The 22,679-nt window shown below is 62.0% G+C and carries 28 protein-coding genes; 11 read left to right on the top strand and 17 right to left on the bottom strand.

The genetic code is table 11. The features are described 5' to 3' along the window. From hisD to AC1RMG_RS07685, 9 genes are all read right to left on the bottom strand, one after another. On the bottom strand, positions 1–1,329 hold the full coding sequence (hisD, locus tag AC1RMG_RS07725) for a histidinol dehydrogenase (RefSeq protein ID WP_011059283.1): 1,329 nt from the start codon (positions 1,327–1,329) through the stop codon (positions 1–3). Between the two features lie 154 nt (positions 1,330–1,483). Continuing rightward, a complete protein-coding gene (hisG, locus tag AC1RMG_RS07720) occupies positions 1,484–2,119 on the bottom strand; it encodes an ATP phosphoribosyltransferase (protein WP_011059282.1) in 636 nt (211 codons plus the stop codon). A gap of 129 nt (positions 2,120–2,248) precedes the next feature. Continuing rightward, positions 2,249–3,514, bottom strand: a complete 1,266-nt coding sequence (gene murA / locus AC1RMG_RS07715) for a UDP-N-acetylglucosamine 1-carboxyvinyltransferase (protein WP_011059281.1) — start codon at positions 3,512–3,514, stop codon at positions 2,249–2,251. A 22-nt stretch (positions 3,515–3,536) separates the two neighbouring features. After that, positions 3,537–3,776, bottom strand: a complete 240-nt coding sequence (locus tag AC1RMG_RS07710) for a BolA family protein (protein WP_011059280.1) — start codon at positions 3,774–3,776, stop codon at positions 3,537–3,539. 116 nt (positions 3,777–3,892) lie between these two features. After that, positions 3,893–4,201, bottom strand: coding sequence for an STAS domain-containing protein (locus tag AC1RMG_RS07705; RefSeq protein WP_011059279.1), 309 nt, complete (start codon positions 4,199–4,201; stop codon positions 3,893–3,895). Continuing rightward, entirely contained in the window at positions 4,198–4,851 is a 654-nt protein-coding gene (locus AC1RMG_RS07700; RefSeq protein WP_015634165.1) for an MlaC/ttg2D family ABC transporter substrate-binding protein, read from the bottom strand. The genes AC1RMG_RS07705 and AC1RMG_RS07700 overlap by 4 nt, the downstream gene beginning before the upstream one ends. Before the next feature lie 11 nt (positions 4,852–4,862). Further along, positions 4,863–5,330 (bottom strand): outer membrane lipid asymmetry maintenance protein MlaD, encoded by a 468-nt coding sequence (gene mlaD, locus AC1RMG_RS07695; protein WP_011059277.1) that lies wholly within the window; start codon positions 5,328–5,330, stop codon positions 4,863–4,865. Further along, positions 5,330–6,127 carry a lipid asymmetry maintenance ABC transporter permease subunit MlaE gene (gene mlaE / locus AC1RMG_RS07690; protein ID WP_011059276.1) on the bottom strand — a complete coding sequence of 266 codons (798 nt, stop codon included), beginning with the start codon at positions 6,125–6,127 and terminating at the stop codon, positions 5,330–5,332. Before mlaE ends, mlaD begins: the two co-directional genes overlap by 1 nt. Then, positions 6,127–6,936, bottom strand: coding sequence for an ATP-binding cassette domain-containing protein (locus tag AC1RMG_RS07685; protein ID WP_011059275.1), 810 nt, complete (start codon positions 6,934–6,936; stop codon positions 6,127–6,129). The genes mlaE and AC1RMG_RS07685 overlap by 1 nt, the downstream gene beginning before the upstream one ends. A gap of 264 nt (positions 6,937–7,200) precedes the next feature. On the opposite strand from AC1RMG_RS07685, the gene AC1RMG_RS07680 reads away from it, so the two are divergent. The 10 genes from AC1RMG_RS07680 (at position 7,201) to AC1RMG_RS07635 (ending at position 14,271) form a co-directional block, all read left to right on the top strand. Continuing rightward, positions 7,201–8,175, top strand: a complete 975-nt coding sequence (locus AC1RMG_RS07680; protein ID WP_011059274.1) for a KpsF/GutQ family sugar-phosphate isomerase — start codon at positions 7,201–7,203, stop codon at positions 8,173–8,175. After that, positions 8,175–8,699, top strand: coding sequence for a KdsC family phosphatase (locus AC1RMG_RS07675; protein ID WP_011059273.1), 525 nt, complete (start codon positions 8,175–8,177; stop codon positions 8,697–8,699). The genes AC1RMG_RS07680 and AC1RMG_RS07675 overlap by 1 nt, the downstream gene beginning before the upstream one ends. A 9-nt stretch (positions 8,700–8,708) precedes the next feature. Continuing rightward, positions 8,709–9,281, top strand: coding sequence for an LPS export ABC transporter periplasmic protein LptC (gene lptC, locus AC1RMG_RS07670; protein ID WP_011059272.1), 573 nt, complete (start codon positions 8,709–8,711; stop codon positions 9,279–9,281). After that, entirely contained in the window at positions 9,268–9,813 is a 546-nt protein-coding gene (lptA, locus tag AC1RMG_RS07665) for a lipopolysaccharide transport periplasmic protein LptA (protein WP_011059271.1), read from the top strand. Before lptC ends, lptA begins: the two co-directional genes overlap by 14 nt. After that, entirely contained in the window at positions 9,813–10,538 is a 726-nt protein-coding gene (gene lptB, locus AC1RMG_RS07660; protein ID WP_011059270.1) for an LPS export ABC transporter ATP-binding protein, read from the top strand. Before lptA ends, lptB begins: the two co-directional genes overlap by 1 nt. Before the next feature lie 182 nt (positions 10,539–10,720). After that, a complete protein-coding gene (locus AC1RMG_RS07655; protein WP_011059269.1) occupies positions 10,721–12,214 on the top strand; it encodes an RNA polymerase factor sigma-54 in 1,494 nt (497 codons plus the stop codon). 125 nt (positions 12,215–12,339) lie between these two features. After that, positions 12,340–12,645, top strand: coding sequence for a ribosome hibernation-promoting factor, HPF/YfiA family (gene hpf / locus AC1RMG_RS07650; protein WP_011059268.1), 306 nt, complete (start codon positions 12,340–12,342; stop codon positions 12,643–12,645). 12 nt (positions 12,646–12,657) lie between these two features. Continuing rightward, positions 12,658–13,122 carry a PTS IIA-like nitrogen regulatory protein PtsN gene (ptsN, locus tag AC1RMG_RS07645; RefSeq protein WP_011059267.1) on the top strand — a complete coding sequence of 155 codons (465 nt, stop codon included), beginning with the start codon at positions 12,658–12,660 and terminating at the stop codon, positions 13,120–13,122. Between the two features lie 2 nt (positions 13,123–13,124). Beyond that, the gene (gene rapZ, locus AC1RMG_RS07640; RefSeq protein WP_011059266.1) at positions 13,125–13,982 is read left to right on the top strand and encodes an RNase adapter RapZ; all 858 of its coding nucleotides are present in this window, start codon (positions 13,125–13,127) and stop codon (positions 13,980–13,982) included. A gap of 16 nt (positions 13,983–13,998) precedes the next feature. Continuing rightward, on the top strand, positions 13,999–14,271 hold the full coding sequence (locus tag AC1RMG_RS07635; RefSeq protein ID WP_011059265.1) for an HPr family phosphocarrier protein: 273 nt from the start codon (positions 13,999–14,001) through the stop codon (positions 14,269–14,271). Positions 14,272–14,300: 29 nt separating this feature from the next. Here AC1RMG_RS07635 and AC1RMG_RS07630 read toward each other — a convergent pair whose 3' ends face one another. From AC1RMG_RS07630 to pmbA, 6 genes are all read right to left on the bottom strand, one after another. Further along, entirely contained in the window at positions 14,301–15,194 is an 894-nt protein-coding gene (locus tag AC1RMG_RS07630; protein ID WP_011059264.1) for a ZIP family metal transporter, read from the bottom strand. A gap of 34 nt (positions 15,195–15,228) precedes the next feature. Beyond that, a complete protein-coding gene (locus tag AC1RMG_RS07625) occupies positions 15,229–15,840 on the bottom strand; it encodes a superoxide dismutase (RefSeq protein WP_011059263.1) in 612 nt (203 codons plus the stop codon). Position 15,841: 1 nt separating this feature from the next. Then, a complete protein-coding gene (locus tag AC1RMG_RS07620; RefSeq protein ID WP_011059262.1) occupies positions 15,842–16,291 on the bottom strand; it encodes a DUF2753 family protein in 450 nt (149 codons plus the stop codon). A 28-nt stretch (positions 16,292–16,319) separates the two neighbouring features. Then, positions 16,320–17,696, bottom strand: a complete 1,377-nt coding sequence (locus AC1RMG_RS07615) for a class II fumarate hydratase (RefSeq protein ID WP_493168872.1) — start codon at positions 17,694–17,696, stop codon at positions 16,320–16,322. Next, positions 17,689–18,084, bottom strand: coding sequence for a hypothetical protein (locus AC1RMG_RS07610; RefSeq protein WP_011059260.1), 396 nt, complete (start codon positions 18,082–18,084; stop codon positions 17,689–17,691). Before AC1RMG_RS07610 ends, AC1RMG_RS07615 begins: the two co-directional genes overlap by 8 nt. A 238-nt stretch (positions 18,085–18,322) precedes the next feature. Further along, entirely contained in the window at positions 18,323–19,669 is a 1,347-nt protein-coding gene (pmbA, locus tag AC1RMG_RS07605; protein ID WP_011059259.1) for a metalloprotease PmbA, read from the bottom strand. A 108-nt stretch (positions 19,670–19,777) separates the two neighbouring features. Here pmbA and yjgA point away from each other — a divergent pair, with 108 nt between their 5' ends. Beyond that, positions 19,778–20,299, top strand: a complete 522-nt coding sequence (gene yjgA / locus AC1RMG_RS07600; RefSeq protein ID WP_011059258.1) for a ribosome biogenesis factor YjgA — start codon at positions 19,778–19,780, stop codon at positions 20,297–20,299. A gap of 49 nt (positions 20,300–20,348) precedes the next feature. Here yjgA and tldD read toward each other — a convergent pair whose 3' ends face one another. Together tldD and AC1RMG_RS07590 are read right to left on the bottom strand one after the other, a co-directional pair. Continuing rightward, a complete protein-coding gene (gene tldD / locus AC1RMG_RS07595) occupies positions 20,349–21,791 on the bottom strand; it encodes a metalloprotease TldD (protein ID WP_011059257.1) in 1,443 nt (480 codons plus the stop codon). A gap of 26 nt (positions 21,792–21,817) precedes the next feature. Beyond that, entirely contained in the window at positions 21,818–22,657 is an 840-nt protein-coding gene (locus AC1RMG_RS07590) for a carbon-nitrogen hydrolase family protein (protein ID WP_011059256.1), read from the bottom strand. Positions 22,658–22,679 lie beyond the last annotated feature (22 nt).

The following is a 22,679-nucleotide window of genomic DNA, read 5'->3' as shown; positions in this document are numbered from 1 at the left end:
TCATTGCCCCTGATCTTGGTCGTCGACGATGCGGTATTCGGCGCTGCGGGCGTGGGCGGTCAGCGACTCGCCACGGGCCAGCACCGAGGCGGTGCGGCCCAGTTCAGAGGCGCCCTGCTCGGAGCAGAAGATGATCGACGAACGTTTCTGGAAGTCATACACCCCCAGCGGCGACGAGAAACGCGCGGTGCCGGAAGTCGGCAGCACGTGGTTCGGCCCGGCGCAGTAATCCCCCAGCGCTTCGCTGGTGTGGCGGCCCATGAAGATCGCCCCGGCGTGGCGGATCTGCGGCAGCCAGGCTTGCGGGTCGGCCACGGACAGCTCCAGGTGCTCGGGGGCAATGCGGTTGGCCACTTCAATGGCTTGCTGCATGTCACGGACCTTGATCAGGGCTCCACGGCCATTGATCGAGGTGTTGATGATTTCCGCGCGCTCCATCGTTGGCAGCAGCTTGGCGATGCTTGCCGCGACTTTATCCAGGAACTCGGCATCCGGGCTGACCAGGATCGCCTGGGCGTCTTCGTCGTGCTCGGCCTGGGAGAACAGGTCCATGGCGATCCAGTCCGGGTCGGTCTGACCGTCGCAGACCACCAGGATCTCCGACGGGCCGGCGATCATGTCGATGCCGACCTGGCCGAACACGTGGCGCTTGGCGGTGGCCACATAGATGTTGCCCGGGCCGACAACCTTGTCCACCTGGGGCACGCTTTCGGTGCCGTAGGCCAGCGCGGCCACGGCCTGGGCGCCGCCGATGGTGAACACCCGATCGACCCCGGCGATGCAGGCGGCAGCCAGCACCAGTTCGTTGACCTCGCCACGCGGGGTCGGCACCACCATCACCACCTCGGTAACGCCCGCCACCTTGGCCGGAATCGCGTTCATCAGCACCGACGACGGGTAGGACGCCTTGCCCCCCGGTACGTACAGCCCGGCGCGGTCCAGCGGCGTGACCTTCTGGCCCAGCACCGTGCCGTCGGCCTCGGTGTAGGTCCAGGAGTCCTGTTTCTGCTTCTCGTGGTAGCTGCGCACCCGCGCCGCGGCCTTTTCCAGGGCTTCGCGCTGGGCCACGGTGATCCGGGTCAGGGCCAGCTCCAGGCGCTCGCGCGGCAGGATCAGGTCTGCCATGGAGGCCACTTGCAAGCCGTCAAAACGCTGGGTGAACTCCACCAGCGCCGCATCGCCGCGCTCGCGCACGGCCTTGATGATGTCCAGCACCCGCTGATTGACCGAATCGTCAGAGACACTTTCCCAGCTCAGCAGATGATCCAGATGACGGGCGAAATCCGGGTCGGCAGCGTTGAGTCGGCGAATTGCAGTCGGAGCGGTCATAGCGAAGGCCTCAATGATTGGCGAATGCACAAAAGGGCAAGCTTGGATTTGCAAAGCTCAGGCGCCGCAAGACTACCAAGCCATCCGCGTGGGCACCTGAGCATTCTGGCTATGACGCGGATAGATGGGCGCGGCTCAAGGCCACGCATGTGAATCAGCCGCGGTGTCGCGATTCCACTGCCTTGCGCAGGGTATCGATCAACGCCTGGATACGGGCGTGCTGCATCTTCATCGATGCCTTGTTGACCACCAGGCGGGAGCTGATCGTAGCAATCAGTTCCTGGGGTTCCAGGCCGTTGGCCCGCAGGGTATTGCCAGTGTCGACCACGTCGATGATCTTGTCGGCCAGGCCGATCAGCGGCGCCAGCTCCATGGAACCGTAGAGCTTGATGATGTCCACCTGACGACCCTGCTCGGCGTAGTAGCGCTTGGCTACGTTGACGAACTTGGTGGCCACGCGCAGGCGGCCCTTGGGTTCTGCGGCGCCAATGGCACCGGCAGTCATCAGCTTGCACTGGGCAATCTGCAGGTCCAGTGGCTCATACAGGCCTTGGCCGGTGTATTCCATCAGGACGTCCTTGCCGGCCACCCCGAGGTCGGCAGCGCCATGCTCGACATAGGTCGGCACGTCAGTGGCACGCACGATCAACAGGCGGACATCGTCCTGGGTCGTGGGGATGATCAGTTTGCGGCTCTTGTCCGGATTCTCGGTTGGCACGATGCCCGCTTCAGCCAGAAGCGGCAGCGTGTCGTCGAGGATACGGCCCTTGGACAGTGCGATGGTCAACATGAGTAACGTAAGTCCTTATGCGGCGACTGATGCCCGGACGCAAACGGCGCCAGACATGCGTCGAGCCTGAAGACAGGCTCGACGTGGAACAGATTCGGCAGTGGGCACCTCCCTGTGCCCGTCATGCAACTAGCCCGGTACGCGGCGGATCTTGGCGCCGAGCATCTGCAGCTTCTCTTCGATGCACTCGTAACCACGGTCGATGTGGTAGATGCGATCGATCAGGGTGTCGCCTTCGGCCATCAGGGCCGAGATCACCAGGCTGGCCGAAGCCCGCAGGTCGGTAGCCATGACAGGCGCGCCCTTGAGGATTTCGGTACCGGTAACGATGGCGGTGTTGCCTTCGACCTGGATCTTGGCGCCCATGCGGTGCAGCTCATAGACGTGCATGAAGCGGTTTTCGAAGATGGTCTCGATCACCGCGCCAGTACCTTCGGCAATCGCGTTCAGGGAAATGAACTGCGCCTGCATGTCGGTGGGGAACGCCGGGTACGGAGCGGTACGCACGTTGACCGCCTTGGGGCGCTTGCCGTGCATGTTGAGCTCGATCCAGTCGCTGCCGGTGGTGACTTCAGCGCCGGCTTCCTTGAGCTTTTCCAGAACGGCTTCAAGGATGGTTGGATCGGTGTCCTTGACCTTGACGCGGCCGCCGGTGACCGCTGCGGCCACCAGGTAGGTGCCGGTTTCGATACGGTCAGGCATGACCTTGTAGATCGCCGAATGCAGACGCTCGACGCCATCGATGGTGATGGTGTCGGTGCCGGCGCCGGAAATCTTCGCGCCCATGGCGATCAGGAAGTTCGCCAGGTCCACGACTTCTGGTTCGCGAGCGGCGTTCTGCAGCACGCTGCGGCCACGGGCCAGGGCTGCAGCCATCATGATGTTCTCGGTACCGGTCACGCTCACGGTATCGAAGAAGAAATTCGCGCCGCGCAGGCCACCCTCAGGCGCCTTGGCCTTGATGTAGCCGCCTTCGACGTCGATCACCGCGCCCATGGCTTCCAGGCCGCGGATGTGCAGGTCCACCGGACGCGAGCCGATGGCACAACCGCCAGGCAGGGCCACTTCGGCTTCGCCGAAACGGGCAACCATCGGGCCCAGTACCAGGATCGAGGCGCGCATGGTTTTCACCAGCTCGTAGGGTGCTACCAGGGTCTTGATGGTACGCGGGTCGATTTCGACGCTGAGTTTCTCGTCGATCACCGGCTCGATACCCATGCGACCGAACAGCTCGATCATGGTGGTAATGTCGTGCAGGTGCGGCAGGTTGGCCACGGTGACCGGGCCATCGCACAGCAGGGTTGCCGCCAGAATCGGCAGCGCGGAGTTCTTGGCCCCGGAAATGCGGATCTCGCCATCAAGGCGAACGCCGCCGGTAATAATCAATTTATCCATAACAGTCTCGACGCCCTTGGGCTCAGGTGCGCTCGGCCCAGGCCGCGCGGCTGAAAAATTTCATGGTGATCGCGTGGATGCTGCCATCGGCAATCCATGGATTCAAATGGGCATAGATGCTCTGCTGACGCTTCACCGGGCTCAAGGCCGACAGTTCGTCGCTAATCACGTTCAGCTGAAAGTTGCAGCCTTCGCCCTCAACTTCTACCTGAGCTCCGGGCAGCTTTCCCTCAAGAAAGCTCTTCACTTCGTTGGCCTGCATGCTCAACCTCAATCGGCGCCCTGTGCGCGCGGGTCGGACATCATACAAAAAAGCCCCGCGCCTGCGAACCCCGCATAGCAGGACTCTGACGGGGGGCTTCTATATAGAGATGTGGGTTATTGGGGATGGGCGAAGATTTCGGTGACTCCGGAGACCTCGGCGATCTCGCGCATGTCCTCGGGCAGCGCACGAACGCTCACCGCCTTGCCCAGTGCCTGGCCATCACGCATGAAGGCCAGCAGCAGCGCGAGTCCGACGCTGGAGGACTTCTCCACCGCCGAGCAATCGAGCACCAGCGCCGGTGCCTGGCTCGACTTGATCAGCGCCTGGCCCTGCTTGCGCAGGCCCGGGCCGCTGCGGTAATCCAGCACGCCGCTGATCAACAGTTCCCCGGCATCACCGAGGCGCACGGCCGATTCACTCATTGCGCAGCCTTTTGTGCAGCGTCTTCGGTCACTTCCTTGGCCTTGGCCACCTCACCGGCCCAGCCGTCGATGGTCTTGTCCAGGTTGTTGCCATTGCGCTGCATCGCGTCGGCGAACTGATCACGGAACAGCTTGCCGATATTGATGCCGTTGATGATCACGTTACGCACTTTCCACTCACCATTGATCTTTTCCAGGGTATAGGACACTGGGTAGATCGCGCCGTTGTTGCCCTTGACCTGCATATCGACGCTGGTGCGGGTGCCGCTTTCATCCTTGGCCGGAGAAACCGTGATGCCCTGGTTGTTGTACTCCAGCAAGGCATTGCCATAGAACTGCATCAGGCTGCGCTTGAAGTTTTCCTGGAAGCGCACCATCTGCTCCGGCGTGGCCTTGCGCGAATACTTGACGGTCATGATGCTGCGGGAAATACCGTCGGCATCCACCACAGGACCGACGATGCTGTTCAAGGCATTGTAGAAGTCGTTCGGGCTTTGCTTGTACTTCTCTTTATTAGCCGCCAGGTCAGCGAGCAGACGGGTGGTCGTGTCCTGCACCAGATCATGCGCGGAAGGCGTGCTTGCCGCGTTGGCCAGCAACGGCAGAGCCGCCAGCAGCACCAACAGGCCACGTCGCAAGATAGAGATCATCGAAAAACTCCTCATTTGGCGTCTTTGCTAACGGTATTGAGCAGGAATTTACCGATCAGGTCCTCCAGTACCAGCGACGACTGGGTGTCGTGGATGGTTCCACCATCCTTGAGCAAGGCTTCTTCCCCGCCCACGCTGATACCGATGTATTTCTCACCCAACAGGCCAGCAGTCAGGATAGATGCAGTGGAGTCAGTCGGCAGATTATCCACGCGCTTTTCCAATTGCATCGTTACCCGGCCAGTGAAGCTGTCACGGTCCAGATCGATCGCCGTGACCTTGCCGATGGTCACGCCGGCCATGGTCACTTTGGCTCTGACCGTCAAACCGGCGATATTGTCGAAGTAGGCGTAAAGTTTATAAGTATCGGTGCTCGCGGTTGGAGACAAGCCACTGACTCGCAGGGCAAGCAACAGCAAAGCCAGGATGCCGGCCAGCAGGAAAAGGCCGACACCGATTTCCAGGGTGCGGTTTTGCATCAGAAATCTCCAAACATCAAGGCGGTCAGAATAAAGTCCAAGCCGAGTACGGCCAACGAGGCATACACCACGGTCTTGGTAGTGGCACGGCTGATCCCCTCTGAAGTGGGCTCACAGTCATAGCCTTGGAAAACGGCGATCCAGGTCACTACAAACGCAAAAACAATACTTTTGATCACACCGTTGAGCACGTCACCACTGAAGGTCACGCTGTTCTGCATGTTCGCCCAGTAGGAGCCGTCGTAGACTCCCAGCCAGTCGACAGCGACCCACGAACCGCCCCAGATGCCCACCACGCTGAAAATCATCGCCAGCAATGGCAGGGAAATGAAGCCGGCCCACAGGCGCGGCGCAATGATGTACTTGAGCGGGTCGACACCGATCATCTCCAGGCTGGAGAGCTGCTCGGTGGACTTCATGTTGCCAATTTCCGCGGTCAGCGCCGAACCGGCACGCCCGGCGAACAGCAGCGCAGTCACTACCGGCCCCAGCTCCCGCAACAGGGTCAGGGCCACCATCTGCCCCACCGCCTGCTCCGAACCGTAGCTGGAAAGGATATTGAAGCCCTGTAGCGCCAGCACCATGCCGATGAAGATCCCGGACACGACAATGATCACCAGGGACATCACGCCCACTGAGTGCAGTTGCTTGACCAGCAGGCCAAAGCTGCCGCCGATGCCACCGCGGCCCAGCAGCGCATGGAACAGGAACAGCGTGGAACGCCCCAGTACCGCCAGGACATCGATGCCTGAGCGACCGAAGAGGCGAACCCTCTCGATTAGCGATATTTTGCGCATCAGCGCTTCCCCAGAAGATCTGCGCGGTAGTCCGTCGCTGGAAAGTGAAACGGCACCGGGCCGTCGGGATCGCCCTTCATGAACTGACGGATACGCGGATTATCGGAGTCCATCAGCTCTTCGGGAGTTCCCTGGCCCAACACCTGGCCATCGCCCACTACATAGAGGTAGTCGGCAATGCTCGCGGTTTCCGCCAGGTCGTGGGAAACCAGGATGCTGGTGATGCCCAGGGCATCGTTGAGCAGCCGGATCAGGCGCACCAGAACGCCCATGGCAATGGGGTCCTGGCCCACGAAAGGCTCGTCGTACATGAGGATCTGCGGATCCAGGGCAATCGCCCGGGCCAGGGCGACCCGGCGCTTCATGCCGCCGGACAGCTCGTCGGGCATCAGGTCGACCGCGCCGCGCAAGCCCACCGCCTGCAACTTGAGCAGGACGATGTCACGAATCATTTCGTCCGGCAGTTGGGTGTGCACCCGCAGCGGAAAGGCCACGTTCTCGAACACGTCCAGGTCGGTGAACAGTGCGCCGCTCTGGAACAGCACGCCCATCTGCTTGCGCGCGTCGAACAGATCGCTGCGCGAAAGACTCGGCAGATTCTGGCCATTGACCCACACTTCGCCGCTGCTGGGCCGCAACTGCATGCCCATCAAGCGCAACAGGGTGGTCTTCCCACAGCCGGAAGGCCCCATGATGCCGGTGACCTTGCCCCGCGGAATACGGATATCCACGTTATTGAAAATGCTGCGCGTACCGCGCTTGAAGGACAGTCCCTTCAGCTCGACCGCGTAGGCGTTATCGGCACTCATCTAAACTCCTTGCGATGCAGCCTATCACTCGGACGCTTGGCTCCCTGCCGGGAGTACATGCCCCTGGGCAGGCCGAACTGGCGGCGAACTATATCACTGCTGATACGGAGCCCCCAAGGCCGACGCCACCCCCGTTCAGGTCGACGACAGGCAAAAACCAGGCTTTCCTCACGCCCGGTAGACAAAGCCTGACGAACTTGCGTGAGGGATTTGTTCATTACCGCTATAATCGCCGCCTTTTCATCGGGCTATACGATTTCAGACATGAGCCAATCCAGCGACCTGATTCAATCAGCACAACGCACCATCCGCCTCGAACTACAGGCAGTAGAAGGCTTGCTGCCCCATATCGACGCAGATTTCGTACGCGCTTGCGAGATGATTCTGGCCAGCAAAGGCCGCGTAGTGGTGGTCGGCATGGGCAAGTCCGGGCACGTCGGCAACAAGATTGCCGCTACCCTGGCCAGCACCGGGACCACGGCCTTCTTCGTCCATCCTGCCGAAGCCAGCCATGGCGACATGGGCATGATCACTCGCGATGACGTGATCCTGGCCCTCTCCAACTCCGGCTCCACCAACGAAATCGTCACCCTGCTGCCCCTGATCAAGCGTCTGGGCATCCAGTTGATCAGCCTCACCGGCAACCCCGAGTCGCCGCTGGCCAAGGCGGCTGATGTCAACCTCAACGTCCACGTCGAGCACGAAGCCTGCCCGCTGAACCTGGCACCGACCTCCTCGACCACCGCCGCCCTGGTCATGGGCGACGCCCTGGCCGTGGCGCTGCTGGAAGCCCGGGGCTTCACTGCCGAGGACTTTGCCTTCTCCCACCCGGGTGGTGCCCTGGGCCGTCGCCTGCTGCTCAAGGTGGAGAACGTCATGCACGAAGGCAGCGATCTGCCCCAGGTGCAACGCGGCACCCTGCTCAAGGACGCGCTCATGGAAATGACCCGCAAGGGCCTGGGCATGACCGTGATCCTGGAGGCCGACGGCCGCCTGGCCGGGATCTTCACCGACGGCGACCTGCGTCGCACCCTGGATCGGGCCATCGATATACACCATGCCACCATCGATTCGGTGATGACCCCTCATGGCAAGACCGCACGTGCCGACATGCTGGCCGCCGAAGCCCTGAAAATCATGGAAGACCACAAGATCAGCGCCCTGGTGGTGGTGGACAAGGAAGACCGGCCGATCGGCGCCTTGAACATGCACGATCTGCTGCGCGCGGGAGTGATGTGATGAGTGCCGACCTGCTGCAACGCGGTAAAAACATCAAGCTGGCGGTATTCGATGTCGACGGCGTGCTGACTGACGGGCGCCTGTACTTCCTCGAAGACGGCAGCGAGTTCAAGACCTTCAACACCCTGGACGGCCAGGGCATCAAGATGCTCATGGCAGCCGGCGTACAGACGGCGATCATCAGCGGGCGCAAGACCCCGGTGGTAGAGCGCCGGGCCAAGAACCTGGGGATTCCCCACCTGTACCAGGGCCGCGAAGACAAGCTGGTGGTATTGGACGAGCTTCTTGGCCAACTGGGCCTAAGCTATGAACAGGTCGCCTATCTGGGCGACGATTTGCCCGACCTGCCGGTGATCCGCCGCGTGGGGCTGGGCATGGCGGTGGCCAATGCCGCAGCGTTTGTCCGCGAACACGCCCACGGCGTCACGGTGGCCCGCGGCGGCGAAGGTGCCGCCCGCGAGTTCTGCGAACTGATCCTGCGTGCCCAGGACCGCCTTGAAGCAGCCAATGCCGCTTACTTATAGAGCCTTCCCATGCTGAGCAAAAAGATTCGCAACATCCTGATCTTCGGGACCATCGCCCTGCTGTTCGCAGCGGTCGGTTACTGGAACATCAGCCCGGAACGCTTCCTCGACAAGCCGGTGGCCCAGGTCGACGAAAGCGCCATTGACTACTACGTGATCAACGCCCGCAGCGTGCAGTACCTGCCCGACGGCAAACTGCAGTACGAAATGACCTCGGACAAGGTCGAGCACGTCAAGGCCAGCGAAGTGACCCTGCTGACCAAGCCGGACCTGCAGATGTACCGTGGCACCACGTTCCCCTGGCATGTCCAGAGCGAACGCGGCGAGGTCAACCCGGACGGCACCGAGGTCGAGCTGATCGATTCGGTACGGGTTTCCCGCACCGACGAGCACAACCGCAACCTGCTGATCACCACAACCCGCATGACAGTATTCCCGCAGAAGCAATATGCGCAGACCGAGCAAGCCGTTAGAATCGACGGCGCCGGCGGCGTGACTACGGCCAAGGGAATGAAAGCGTATTTGAAAGACGGCAGGATGAACCTGCTATCGAACGTAAGAGGACAGTATGAGGCTCGTTAAAACCCTCCCTATTTTGCTCAGTCTGGGCGCAGCACTGGGAAGCGTGAGCGCCTGGGCTCTGCCGAACGATAGCCAACAGCCGATCCGCATCCAGGCCGACGACGCCCAGCTGGACGACAAGAACGGCGTGGCCACCTACAAGGGCGATGTCATCATCACCCAGGGCTCGATGAAGATCACCGGTAACACCGTGACCATCACCCGGTCCAAGACCGGTGAAATCGACGTGGTGACCTCGGTGGGCAACCTCGCCTACTTCGAGCAACTGCAGAAGCAGACCGACCCGAAACCGGTCCAGGCCTACGCCGTGACCATCCAGTACCATGCCCAGCAGAACCGCATCGTGCTGATCGACAAGGCCAAGGTCATCAACGACGGTAATACCACCGAAGGCGAGAAGATCGTCTACGACACCGTCAAGCAGGTTGCCAACGCCGGTCGCGCCAATGGCAGCTCGGTTACCGCGCCGCGTCCGCGGATCGACATGGTCATCCAGCCGAAAAAGAAAACCGACGAGCAAAAGGCCCAGTAATGGCAACTCTGAAAGCTCAGCATCTGGCCAAGAGCTACAAGAGCCGCCAGGTCGTGCGTGATGTCAGCCTGTCCATCGACAGCGGTCAGATCGTCGGCCTGCTCGGCCCCAACGGCGCCGGCAAGACCACCTGCTTCTACATGATCGTCGGCCTGGTCCAGGCCGATCAGGGCCGCGTCCTGATCGACGACCTGGATGTCAGCCACCAACCGATGCACGGCCGCGCACGCGCCGGTATCGGCTACCTGCCCCAGGAAGCCTCGATCTTTCGCAAGCTGTCGGTGGCCGACAACATCATGGCCATCCTCGAGACCCGCAAGGAGCTCGACAAGGCCGGCCGTCGCCAGGAACTGGAAAGCCTGCTGCAGGAATTCCACATCAACCACATCCGCGACAACCTCGGCATGAGCCTGTCCGGTGGTGAGCGGCGCCGCGTGGAGATCGCCCGGGCCCTGGCCACCGCGCCCAAGTTCATCCTGCTGGACGAACCCTTCGCCGGTGTCGACCCGATCTCGGTGGGCGATATCAAGCAGATCATCCACCACCTCAAGGCCAAGGGCATCGGGGTGCTGATTACCGACCACAACGTCCGGGAAACCCTGGACATCTGCGAGACCGCCTACATCGTCAACGACGGGCAACTGATCGCCGAAGGCGACTCCGAGACCATCCTGGCCAACGAACTGGTCAAGGAAGTCTATCTGGGCCATGAGTTCCGCCTGTAAGGGCTGATGTGTTGGGCTGGACGCCAGGGCGCCGGGAACAATAAAACCCTACAAACTTTATTGTTACAGCGCTCTAGGCAAACACTTCAGTTTCAGGCATATAATTTGCTTATGTTTGGCGCTCCGGCGCCCTGTAGTGGATGGCGCATGTGCGCCGGCAAATAAGGTGTTAAGCCCCTGCCATGAAACCATCGCTAGTCCTTAGAATGGGCCAGCAGCTGACGATGACACCGCAGCTGCAACAGGCCATCCGCCTGCTCCAATTGTCGACCCTGGACCTGCAACAGGAAATCCAGGAAGCCCTGGAGTCCAACCCGATGCTCGAGCGCCAGGAAGAAGGCGACGACTTCGACAACAGCGACCCCCTGGCCGACAACACCGAGTCCAAACCCAATACCGAGATCCAGGAGCCCTCCTACCAGGAAACCGCCCCCACGGTGGACAACCTCGAGGACGGTGAGTGGAACGAGCGCATCCCCAACGAACTGCCGGTCGACACCGCCTGGGAAGACGTCTACCAGACCAGCGCCAGCAGCCTGCCCAGCAGCGATGACGACGAGTGGGACTTCACCACCCGCACTTCGGCGGGCGAAAGCCTGCAGAGCCACCTGCTCTGGCAACTGAACCTGGCGCCGATGTCGGACACCGACCGCCTGATTGCCGTGACCCTGATCGACTGCATCAACAATCAGGGCTACCTGGACGAAACCCTCGAGGAGATCCTCGAAGCCTTCGATCCGGAACTGGACATCGAACTGGACGAGATAGAAGCCGTCCTGCACCGCATCCAGCAATTCGAACCTGCGGGCATCGGCGCCCGCAACCTGGGCGAGTGCCTGTTGCTGCAACTGCGCCAGCTGCCGGCGAAAACGCCCTGGCTGGGCGAGGCCCAGCGCCTGGTCAGTGACTACATCGACCTCCTGGGCAGCCGCGACTACAGCCAGCTGATGCGGCGCATGAAGCTCAAGGAAGATGAGCTGCGCCAGGTCATCGAGCTGGTGCAGAGCCTCAACCCCCGCCCCGGATCGCAGATCGAATCCAGCGAAGCCGAATACGTGGTCCCGGACGTCATAGTGCGCAAGGACAACGAACGCTGGCTGGTGGAACTGAACCAGGAATCCGTGCCGCGCCTGCGGGTCAACGCCCAGTACGCCGGTTTTGTACGCCGCGCCGACACCAGCGCCGACAACACCTTCATGCGCAACCAGTTGCAGGAAGCCCGCTGGTTCATCAAGAGCCTGCAAAGCCGCAATGAAACCCTGATGAAGGTCGCCACCCAGATCGTCGAGCACCAGCGCGGCTTTCTCGAATATGGCGATGAAGCGATGAAGCCGCTGGTTCTGCACGATATCGCCGAGGCGGTGGGCATGCACGAATCGACGATTTCCCGGGTGACCACGCAAAAATTCATGCATACCCCACGGGGCATATATGAGCTGAAATACTTTTTCTCCAGCCACGTCAGCACTTCGGAAGGCGGTGAATGCTCGTCCACGGCGATCCGCGCGATCATCAAAAAATTGGTGGCCGCGGAAAATCAGAAAAAGCCGTTGAGTGACAGCAAGATCGCTGGTTTACTGGAGGCACAAGGCATTCAGGTAGCCCGTCGTACCGTCGCCAAGTACCGCGAATCCCTTGGGATCGCGCCTTCCAGCGAACGTAAGCGGTTGATGTAGCCGCAGGGCTGGCCACAGCGTTTCAGAGTGTGTTTGAAAAGGGCCCGGTGTCGTTTTCAAACGTAGTCTAGGTGGCAGGCAACCCAGCCTGCCGCGTTATGCACTGGCAACGAAGGAGAAGCTGTATGCAAGTCAACATCAGTGGACACCAACTCGAAGTGACTGAACCCCTGCGCGTCTACATCGGCGAAAAACTCGACCGGCTGGAGAGGCACTTCGACAAGATTACCAATGTGCAGGTCACCATGGCTGTCGAGAAGCTGAAGCAGAAAATCGAAGCCACCCTGCACATCCACGGTGGGGAGGTCGTTGCCAACGCAGAACATGACGATATGTATGCCGCAATCGACCTGCTCACGGACAAGCTTGACCGCCAACTGAAAAAGCATAAGGAAAAGCAACTCCACCTTCTCCAAGGCACGGGTCGCTAACACTCCCCTCCCATGATCCGACTTGAAAGCATCCTGACCCCCGGCCGTTCCCTGGTGAACGTGCCGGGCGGCAGTAAAAAACGCGCCCTCGAACAAATTGCCAACCTGATCAGCCGTGAAGTGCCTGATCTGGAGATGCAGGATGTCTTCGAGAGCCTGATTGCCCGTGAAAAACTCGGTTCCACCGGTTTTGGCAACGGCATCGCCATTCCCCACTGCCGCCTCAAAGGCTGCGAGTCGCCCATCAGTGCGCTGATGCACCTGGACGCTCCGATCGATTTCGACGCCATCGATGGCGCACCGGTCGACCTGCTGTTCGTCCTGCTGGTTCCGGAAGCCGCGACCGATGCACACCTGGAACTGCTCCGGCAGATCGCCAGCATGCTCGATCGCAAGGAAGTCCGTGACCGGCTGCGCAGTGCCACCAGCAACGAAGCCTTGTATCAGGTCGTTCTGGACGAGCAAAACGGTCAGTAATCATGCGTTTGATCATCGTCAGCGGCCGCTCCGGCTCAGGTAAAAGCACCGCCCTCGATGTTCTCGAGGACCACGGCTACTACTGCATCGACAACCTGCCAGCCGGCTTGCTGCCGGAACTGGCTGAACGTGCGTTGATCCACACCGAACTGGCGCAACCGCTGGTGGCGGTGTCCATCGATGCCCGCAACCTGCCCAGTCATCTGTCGCGCTTCCCCGAATTGCTGGAAGAAGTGCGCAGCCGGCATATCCAGTGCGACGTGCTGTACCTGGATGCCGACGAAGAGACCCTGCTCAAGCGCTTCTCCGAGACCCGTCGGCGCCACCCGCTGAGCAGCGCCAACCGCTCCCTGGCCGAAGCCATCCACGATGAAACCCAACTGCTGGGGCCGATCGTCGACCTGGCCGATCTCAAGGTCAACACCACCAACCTGAACCTTTACCAGCTGCGCGACACCATCAAGCTGCGACTGTTGAACCAGCCGGAACCCGGTACCGCGTTCCTGGTGGAGTCCTTCGGCTTCAAGCGCGGCATGCCGGTAGATGCAGACCTGGTGTTCGACGTGCGCTGCCTGCCCAACCCGTATTGGAAGCCCGAGTTGCGCGCCCAATCAGGCCTGGATGCGCCCGTGGCCGAGTATCTGGCGGCGCAACCCGATGTCGAGGAAATGTTCCAGGACATCTCCAGCTACCTGCTCAAATGGCTGCCACGCTTTGCCGCCAGCAACCGCGCCTATGTGACCATCGCCATCGGCTGCACCGGCGGGCACCACCGCTCCGTGTACCTGACCGAGCGCCTGGGCCAGGTCCTGCAAAAATCCCTGAAGAACGTCCAGGTTCGCCACCGCGACCTTAGCTGAAAGGATCTACCCCGCGATGCCAGCTCTGGAAATCGAGATCATCAATAAACTGGGCCTGCATGCCCGTGCCTCGGCCAAGTTCGTCGGCGTGGCCGGGCAGTTTCCCTGCCAGATCCGCGCCGGCAGGACCCCGGATTCCATGGTCGATGGCAAAAGCATCATGGCCATGATGATGCTGGCCGCCGGCAAGGGCACCAGGATCCACCTGAAGACCGAAGGCGAGCAGGAACAGGAAGCGATGGATGCGCTGGTGGCACTGATCAACAACTTCTTCGACGAAGGCGAGTAGGCCCGGGCGGGCCCCTCACCATACGGCTCTCAGGCGAGTGCCGTATCCATGACCATCATCAGGCAGAAACCGATACACAGGCCAAGACTGGCAAGCTTGTCATGACCATTGCGACGCGACTCCGGAATCACTTCATGAGTGACCACCAGCAGCATCGCCCCCGCCGCCAGGGCCAGGCCCAGGGGCAGCAATACCTGCGCCAGGCTCACCAGCCAGGCGCAGAGCAAGGCAAAGACCGGTTCCACCAGACCTGAAGCCGCACCAATCAGGAATGCCTTGACCCGCGACATCCCCGCCCCCGCCAATACCAGGGCAATCACCAGGCCTTCCGGTACATCCTGCAGGGCAATGCCCATGGCCAGGCTGTCCGCATCCGGCATGCCGCCTCCGGCCGACACCCCCACCGCCATCCCTTCAGGAATGTTGTGGGCAATGATGGCGAAGACGAACAGCCAGATACGCGGGGCAATCACCGGATGCTCTGGCGTGCCCACCAGCACCTCCGGGCTGCCCCCCGAGACCTTGAGATCCACCAGGAACAGGCCAAAGGCCCCGAGCATGATGCCGGCGCAGATCAGACCGCTGGAGCCCCAGGCAGACAAGCCCAGGTCCTGGGCCGCAGCGATGCCGGGGACGATCAGCGAAAATGCCGTGGCCGCCAGCATCACTCCGGCACCAAAGCCCAGCAGGGTGTCGCTCACCGCCACCGGCATCCGCCGGATCACCAGCACCGGGACCGCCCCCAGCGCCGTGCCCAGCGCGCAGATCGAACCGCCCTGCAAGGCGCGCAGCAAGCGCGGCTCCAGGTTCAGCCAGCTCAGCCCTTGAGCCACCAGCAACGCCGTGCCCGCCAACAGCAACAGCGAACCGAAGGCATAACGAAACATTCGCCCGCTGCTGATTGCCAGTGTTTCAGTGCCCATAGTCGGCCTTAGATCTTGTTTTGATGGAAAGGTATCAAGCCATCGCGGCCTGGTAGCGCTGAGCGACTTCCGGCCAGTTGATGACGTTGTAGAAGGCGTTGATGTATTCCGGGCGGCGGTTCTGGTAGCGCAGGTAGTAGGCGTGCTCCCACACATCCAGACCGAGGATCGGCGTATTGCCGTTCATCAGCGGGCTGTCCTGGTTACCGCTGCTTTCCACCACCAGTTTCTTCTCCGGTGTCACGCTGAGCCAGGCCCAGCCACTGCCGAAACGGGTGAGTGCGGCCTTGGTGAACGCTTCCTTGAAGCTCTCGAAACCACCCAGTTGCTGCTCGATGGCTTGCCCCAGGGCGCCTTGGGGATGACCGCCACCGGCGGGTGTCATCACCGCCCAGAACAGCGAATGGTTGGCATGCCCGCCACCCTGGTTGATCACCGCAGCACGCAGCTTTTCCGGCAGTTGCTGAACGCTGGCTACCAGCTTTTCCACCTCCCACCCTGCCCATTCGGTCCCCTCGACGGCGGCGTTGAGGTTGTTGATGTAGGTCTGGTGATGCTTGGTGTAGTGGATTTCCATGGTTTGCGCATCGATGTGCGGTTCCAGGGCGTCGTAGGCGTAAGGCAGTGCAGGCAAGGTAAAGGACATATCAATGGGCTCCGTAAGAGGGGCTGTCTGGTTGCGGGCTGTCGGCTGACAGGCCCGCGACGTTGCTGTCCAGCAAACGATGAGTGCGCGGGTATTCGCCGTGATCACCGATGAAATTCAGCAGTTCGACGTAGGTCTTGCTGCTTTGGCGCAAGGCCGCTTCCCGCAGGGCTGTGGGCAAGCGGCTGTCCTGCATGGTCTGCAACAACCGCTGATGGATGGCGCAGAGGTATTCCGCGCTCTCCTCCGGCTGATTGAGGCGCAGGTGCAGGTCTGCCAGGTTGTGATGGGAAATCACACAGGCCGCCACCGCTTCGTCGGCATCCGACCAGCGCTCGAACAGCACCTGGGCCAGGGCCAGCGCCTGCAGGTAGAACTCGCGAGCATCCACCAGTTCGCCCTGCATAAAGAGGCGATTGGCCCTTTCGATCGTGCGTTTCCAGTGCTCCATGGTGAGCCTCCAAAGCGGTGTCGGTGGGTTACACGCCGCCGGCAGTGAGCTTTTCCGGGTCCAGCAGGACCTCCAGCTGGCTGCGTGGCAGATCGGTATGTTCAAGGGCCACGTCGATCACCGGGCGCCCCTGCTTGTAGGCGGTCTTGGCGATCTGCGCAGCCTTCTGATAGCCGATGATCGGGTTCAGCGCCGTGACCAGGATCGGGTTGCGCGACAGCGCTTCCTTGAGCTTGGGCTCGTTGACCTTGAAGCTGGCGATGGCCTTGTCTGCCAGCAGGCGGCTGGAGTTGGCCAGCAACTCGATGCTGCTCAGCAGGTTCTGGGCAATGATCGGCAGCATCACGTTGAGCTCGAAATTGCCCGATTGCCCGGCCACAGTGATGGTGCTGTCGTTGCCGATGACCTGGGCGGCGACCATCGCGGTGGCTTCAGGAATCACCGGGTTGACCTTGCCGGGCATGATCGACGAACCGGGCTGCAAACCTTCCAGCTCGATCTCGCCGAGCCCGGCCAGCGGGCCGGAGTTCATCCAGCGCAGGTCGTTGGCGATCTTCATCAACGACACCGCGGTAGCCTTGAGCTGGCCGGATACCGTCACCGCAGTGTCCTGGGAGCCGATCAGGGCGAAGAGGTTCTTGCCCGGGGTGAATTGCACCTGGGTCAGCTTGCTCAACTGCTGGCTGAAACGCGCAGCGAACTCGGGATGCGCATTGACCCCGGTGCCCACAGCGGTGCCGCCCTGAGCCAGGGATTGCAGGCTCGGCAGCAGATCCTGCAGGTGGCTGATATTGGCCTTGAGTTGCTGCGCCCAGCCCTCCAGCACCTGGCTCATGCGCACCGGCATCGCGTCCATCAGGTGAGTGCGGCCGGTCTTGATGAAGGGGTGCACCTGTACCGCCTTGCGCTCGATGACCTCCACCAGATGCACCAGGGCCGGCAGCAGTTGCTCATGCAGGGTCAGCGCGGCGCTGACATGAATGGTGGTAGGGATGATGTCGTTGCTGCTCTGGCCGCAGTTGACATGGTCATTGGGGTTGACCGGTTCACCCAGCAGGCGGCTGGCCAGGGTTGCCAGTACTTCATTGGCGTTCATGTTGGAACTGGTGCCAGAGCCGGTCTGGAAAATGTCCACCGGGAAGTGCGGCATGAAATCACCTTCCAGCAGCCCCTGGGCGGCATCGACGATGGCCTTGCCCTGGGCTTCGCTGATCTGCCCCAGTTCGACGTTGGCCTTGGCCGCAGCCGCCTTGGCCAGGATCAGCGCACGGATGAAGGCTGCCGGCATGCGTTGCCCGCTGATGGGGAAGTTGTCCACCGCACGCTGGGTCTGTGCGCCGTACAGGGCCAGTTCCGGTACCTGCAGTTCGCCCATGCTGTCGCGTTCGATACGGGTATTACTCATCGGGAAATCCTTGCACCAGTTCTATCAGGGGAATGGAAGGCAGCAGCGAGCAGGTCGCCAACTGCCAGGCGTGGCTCTGCCAGCGCTTGAGCCGGCAATTGCACAAAGACAACCGCTCCATGTCGCGCAACGGCCGCCAGGCCTGGTCCAGGCACTGGCTGCGCCAATGCCAGGGCAGCGCTGTATCGGTTGCGGTATCGATCAATAAACGGAAGGAAGTTTCAGCGACGGTCCAGGCCGACATCGCGGTACAGCAGGCCAGGTAGCGGCCTTCGGCGAGGTAATGCTCGATCAGACGGGGTTCGTCTGGTTCCAGTGCGCAACGGATCTGGCGGCTCATCCAGCGCCAGCTTTCGAGGTAAGGCTGCTCGTGCAAGGCAGAACTCATGACCTGGGCTCATCGAATAATGATTTTCATTATTAAATGATATTGAGAATCAAATCAATCTGGCTTGTATGATTTTTGTCCAACTCTTATAGGGCCCGCCTTGCCGGCGAATGAGCCCTTGAGCCTGGTGCCGGATGTCAGGACGCTTTCGCTGGCAAGCCAGCTCCTACAAAAATGGCGGCCATAAAAAACGCGCCACCTCGGGGAGGTGGCGCGTTGGGGGTGAAGCTGGGCGCGGTCAGCTGCCGGCGACGGTCATGCGTTCGATCAGCACCGAGCCGGTGCGGATGTTGCTACGCAGCTCCAGGTCGTTACCCACTGCGAGGATCTGCTTGAACATGTCCCGCAGGTTGCCGGCAATGGTCACTTCCTGCACCGCGAACTGAATCTCGCCGTTCTCGACCCAGAAACCCGCCGCACCGCGGGAGTAGTCCCCGGTGACCATGTTCAGGCCATGGCCCATCAGCTCGGTCACCAGCAGGCCACGGCCCATGCGCCGCAGCAGCGCGGCCTGGTCTTCGTCGCCATGGGTGACGAACAGGTTGTGCACGCCACCGGCGTTGGCGGTGCTCGGCATGCCCAGCTTGCGTCCGGAATAGGTGCCCAGTACATAGGACACCAGCTCACCGTCCTGAATGAACGGCTTGGCGTAGGTGGCCAGGCCATCGCCGTCGAAAGCCGAACTGCCCATGGCGCGCATCAGGTGCGGGCGCTCATCGATGGTCATCCACTGCGGAAACAGTTGTTGACCCAGGGCGCCTTCGAGGAAGGACGACTTGCGGTACAGGTTGCCACCGGAAATCGCCCCGAGAAAACTGCCGAACAGGCCACCGGCCAGTTCTGCGGAAAACAGCACCGGCACCTCACAGGTCGGCACTGGACGGGCACCTAGCCGGCTGGCCGCGCGCTGGGCGGCACGCTGGCCAATGCTCACCGGGTCAGCCAGCAACTGGCCCTGGCGATTGACGTCGTACCAGTAGTCGCGCTGCATCTGGCCATCCGCCTCGGCAATCATCACGCAGCTCAGGCTATGGCGGGTGGACGCATAACCACCAATGAAGCCGTGGCTGTTGCCATACACCCGACAGCCCTGGTGGGTGCTGAGGGTGGTGCCGTCGGCATTCTTGATCCGGCTGTCGGCAGCAAAGGCCGCAGCCTCACAGGTCAGAGCCTGCTCGATGGCTTGTTCGGGAGTGATGTCCCAGGCGTGGAACAGGTCGAAGTCCTGCAGGTCCTTGGCCATCAGGGCCGCGTCGGCAAGGCCCGAGGCTTCGTCTTCGGAGGTGTGCTTGGCAATCGCCAGGGCCGCCGCCACGGTTTCGCGAATGGCCTCGGGGCCGCTGGCAGACGTACTGGCCGAACCCTTGCGCTGGCCCAGGTAGAGGGTGATGCCAAAGCCCTGGTCGCGGTTGAACTCGACGGTTTCCACTTCCCGCTGGCGCACCGAAGTCGACAGCCCCTGCTCCAGGGACACCGCCACTTCACAGGCGCTGGCCCCCTGGCGCTTGGCCTCGGCGATGATCTGCTCGACTTGCTCCTGCAGGGCCGGCAAAGCCTGTGGGCCGACGCTTTGTGCTGCACTCATGCTGTTCTCCACTCAAATTCTGCTTTCGATTAAGGCCGGCGAGCGACCGGGCCGGACAAGCGGCCCTCGACTGGTTATCATGGCGGCGTTTCTTTGCGGACTGCCACCATGGTTGATTCTTACGACGACTCCCTCGATGGGGAGAAAAGCAAATCCCAGGTCAAACGCGAGCTGCATGCTCTGGTTGATCTCGGCGAGCGCCTTACCACTCTCAAGCCCGACTTGCTGAACAAACTGCCCCTGACCGACGCCTTGCGCCGGGCCCTGGCGGATGCACCCAAGCACGTCGCCCATATCGCCCGAAAGCGCCACCTGCAGTTCATCGGCAAGCTGATGCGGGACCAGGACACCGACGCGATTCTGCAACTGCTTGACCAACTCGATGCCTCCACCCGGCAGTACAACGAACGCTTCCATAACCTGGAGCGTTGGCGCGACCGCCTGATCGGCGGCGGCGATGACGTGCTGGAAAAATTCGTCGGCGAGTACCCGGACGCCGATCGCCAGCAACTGCGCTCCCTGATCCGTCAGGCCCAGCATGAGCTGGCGCATAACAAGGCACCGGCCTCAAGCCGTAAAATCTTCAAGTACATCCGCGAGCTGGACGAGACTCAACGCGGCCTGCGCTGAGCCTTGCCACGGGTGAGCTGCCCTGCAGCTCACCCGACGCCCTCCCTCCTTATGCCCCAGTGCCACCCACGGTGATCGCATCGATCTTCAGGGTCGGCTGGCCGACGCCCACTGGCACCGATTGCCCATCCTTGCCGCAGGTGCCGACGCCACTGTCCAGGGACAGGTCATTACCCACCATCGATACCCGGCTCATGGCTTCCGGACCGTTGCCGATCAAGGTCGCGCCCTTGACCGGGGCGGTGATCTTGCCGTCCTCGATCAGGTAGGCCTCACTGGTGGAGAACACGAACTTGCCGCTGGTGATATCCACCTGGCCGCCGCCGAGGTTGGCGCAATAGATGCCCTTCTTCACCGAAGCGATGATTTCCGCCGGATCGCTTTCGCCACCCAGCATGTAGGTGTTGGTCATGCGCGGCATCGGCAGGTGCGCATAAGACTCGCGGCGACCGTTGCCGGTGCGGGCCACGCCCATCAGCCGGGCATTGAGCTTGTCCTGCATGTAGCCCTTGAGCACTCCGTTCTCGATCAGCGTGGTGCATTCGGTGGGGGTGCCTTCGTCGTCCACGCTCAGGGAACCACGGCGCCCGGCCAGGGTGCCGTCGTCGACGATGGTGCAGAGCTTGGAAGCTACCATTTCGCCCATGCGCCCGCTGTAGGCCGAACTGCCCTTGCGGTTGAAGTCGCCCTCCAGGCCGTGGCCCACGGCTTCGTGCAGCAGCACTCCGGACCAGCCGGAGCCCAGCACCACCGGCAGGGTTCCGGCCGGCGCCGGAATGGCTTCCAGATTGACCAGCGCCTGGCGCAGGGCTTCACGGGCATAGCCCATGGCCCGATCTTCGCTGAGGAAATAGCGGTAATCGGTACGCCCGCCGCCGCCATGGCCACCGCGCTCGCGGCGACCGTTCTGCTCGACGATGACGCTGACGTTGAAACGCACCAGCGGCCGCACGTCCGCCGCCAGGCCGCCATCGGTAGAGGCCACCAGGATCCGCTCCCAGACCCCGGCCATGCTCACGCTGACCTGCTGGATGCGCGGATCCAGGGCGCGGGTTGCGGCGTCAACGCGCTTGAGCAGCTCGACCTTCTCGGCCCGGCTGATGACTTCCAGGGGGTTGTCCGGCGCATACAGCTGCGCCACGTCCTGGGTCGAGAACGCCTGCACGGTGCCGTTTTGCCCGGCCCGGGAAATCGAGCGCGCCGCCCGGGCGGCGAGGCCCAGGGCCTCCAGGGTGATGGCATTGCTGTAGGCGAAGCCGGTCTTCTCACCGGATTGCGCACGCACCCCAACCCCCTGGTCGAGGTTGAAACTGCCTTCCTTGACGATTCCGTCTTCCAGGGACCAGGACTCGGAAATCTGCCCCTGGAAATACAGATCGGCGGCATCGATGCCCGGGCCGGCCAGATCCCCCAGCACGCCTTGCAAGCTTTCGATGGTCACGCCGCCCGGGGCTAGTAGATGTTCACTGACAGAGGACAACAACCCGCTCATATGTTTTGGCCTTAAATTCGTCGTACTTATGCAAGCCGTTGCACGCCTTGCGAGAAAATGCGCCGGTGACTGAACACCGGCATCCGCGCCCGGATGGACGCCTGTTCGCTGCTGTCGCGCTCGGCCAGCAGCACGCCTTGACCTTGATCCTGTTGCGCCACTATCCGCCCCCAGGGGTCGACGATCGCCGCATGGCCGTAGGTTTCCCGCGGGCCGGGATGCACGCCGCCCTGGGCCGCCGCCAGCACATAGCACTGGGTCTCGATGGCACGGGCGCGAATCAGCACCTCCCAATGAGCCGCACCGGTGACCGCGGTAAACGCCGAAGGCGCGGTGATCAACTCGGCGCCAGCGGCGCGCAACTCGCTGTACAGCTCGGGAAAGCGCAGGTCATAACAGACTGTAAGGCCGACCCTTCCCACCGGCGTATCCGCCACCACCACCCGGTCTCCATGAGCATAGTCATCGGATTCACGGTAGCGTCCGCGATTGTCCGCCACATCGACATCGAACAGGTGCAGCTTGTCGTAGCGCGCCACGAACTGCCCCTGGTCATCCACCAGCAACGAACAGGCATTGGACTTGGCCTCGGGCTGATCGACGGGGGGCAACGGTAAGGTGCCGGCCACTATCCATAACCTGAGGTCGCGGGCGGCCTGTTTCAACCATGGCAGGATCGGACCTTCGCCCAGCGCTTCGGCGCGACCAATGGCCGCCATGTCGCGGCGCCCCATGGCGGCGAAGTTTTCCGGCAGGACGGCCAGCTTTGCACCGCCGGCAGCAGCCTGTTCGAGCAGGCTCCGAGCCTGCTGCAGATTGGCCAGGACATCGCTCTGGCTGACCATTTGAATCACCGCAAGAGACATGGCGAACTCCTTGTAGGGTAGG

This window comes from Pseudomonas sp. GW822-FHT04H02 (assembly GCF_058800645.1).
Note: the sequence above shows the minus strand (reverse complement) of the source record. Positions and strands in the feature narration are given on the sequence as shown.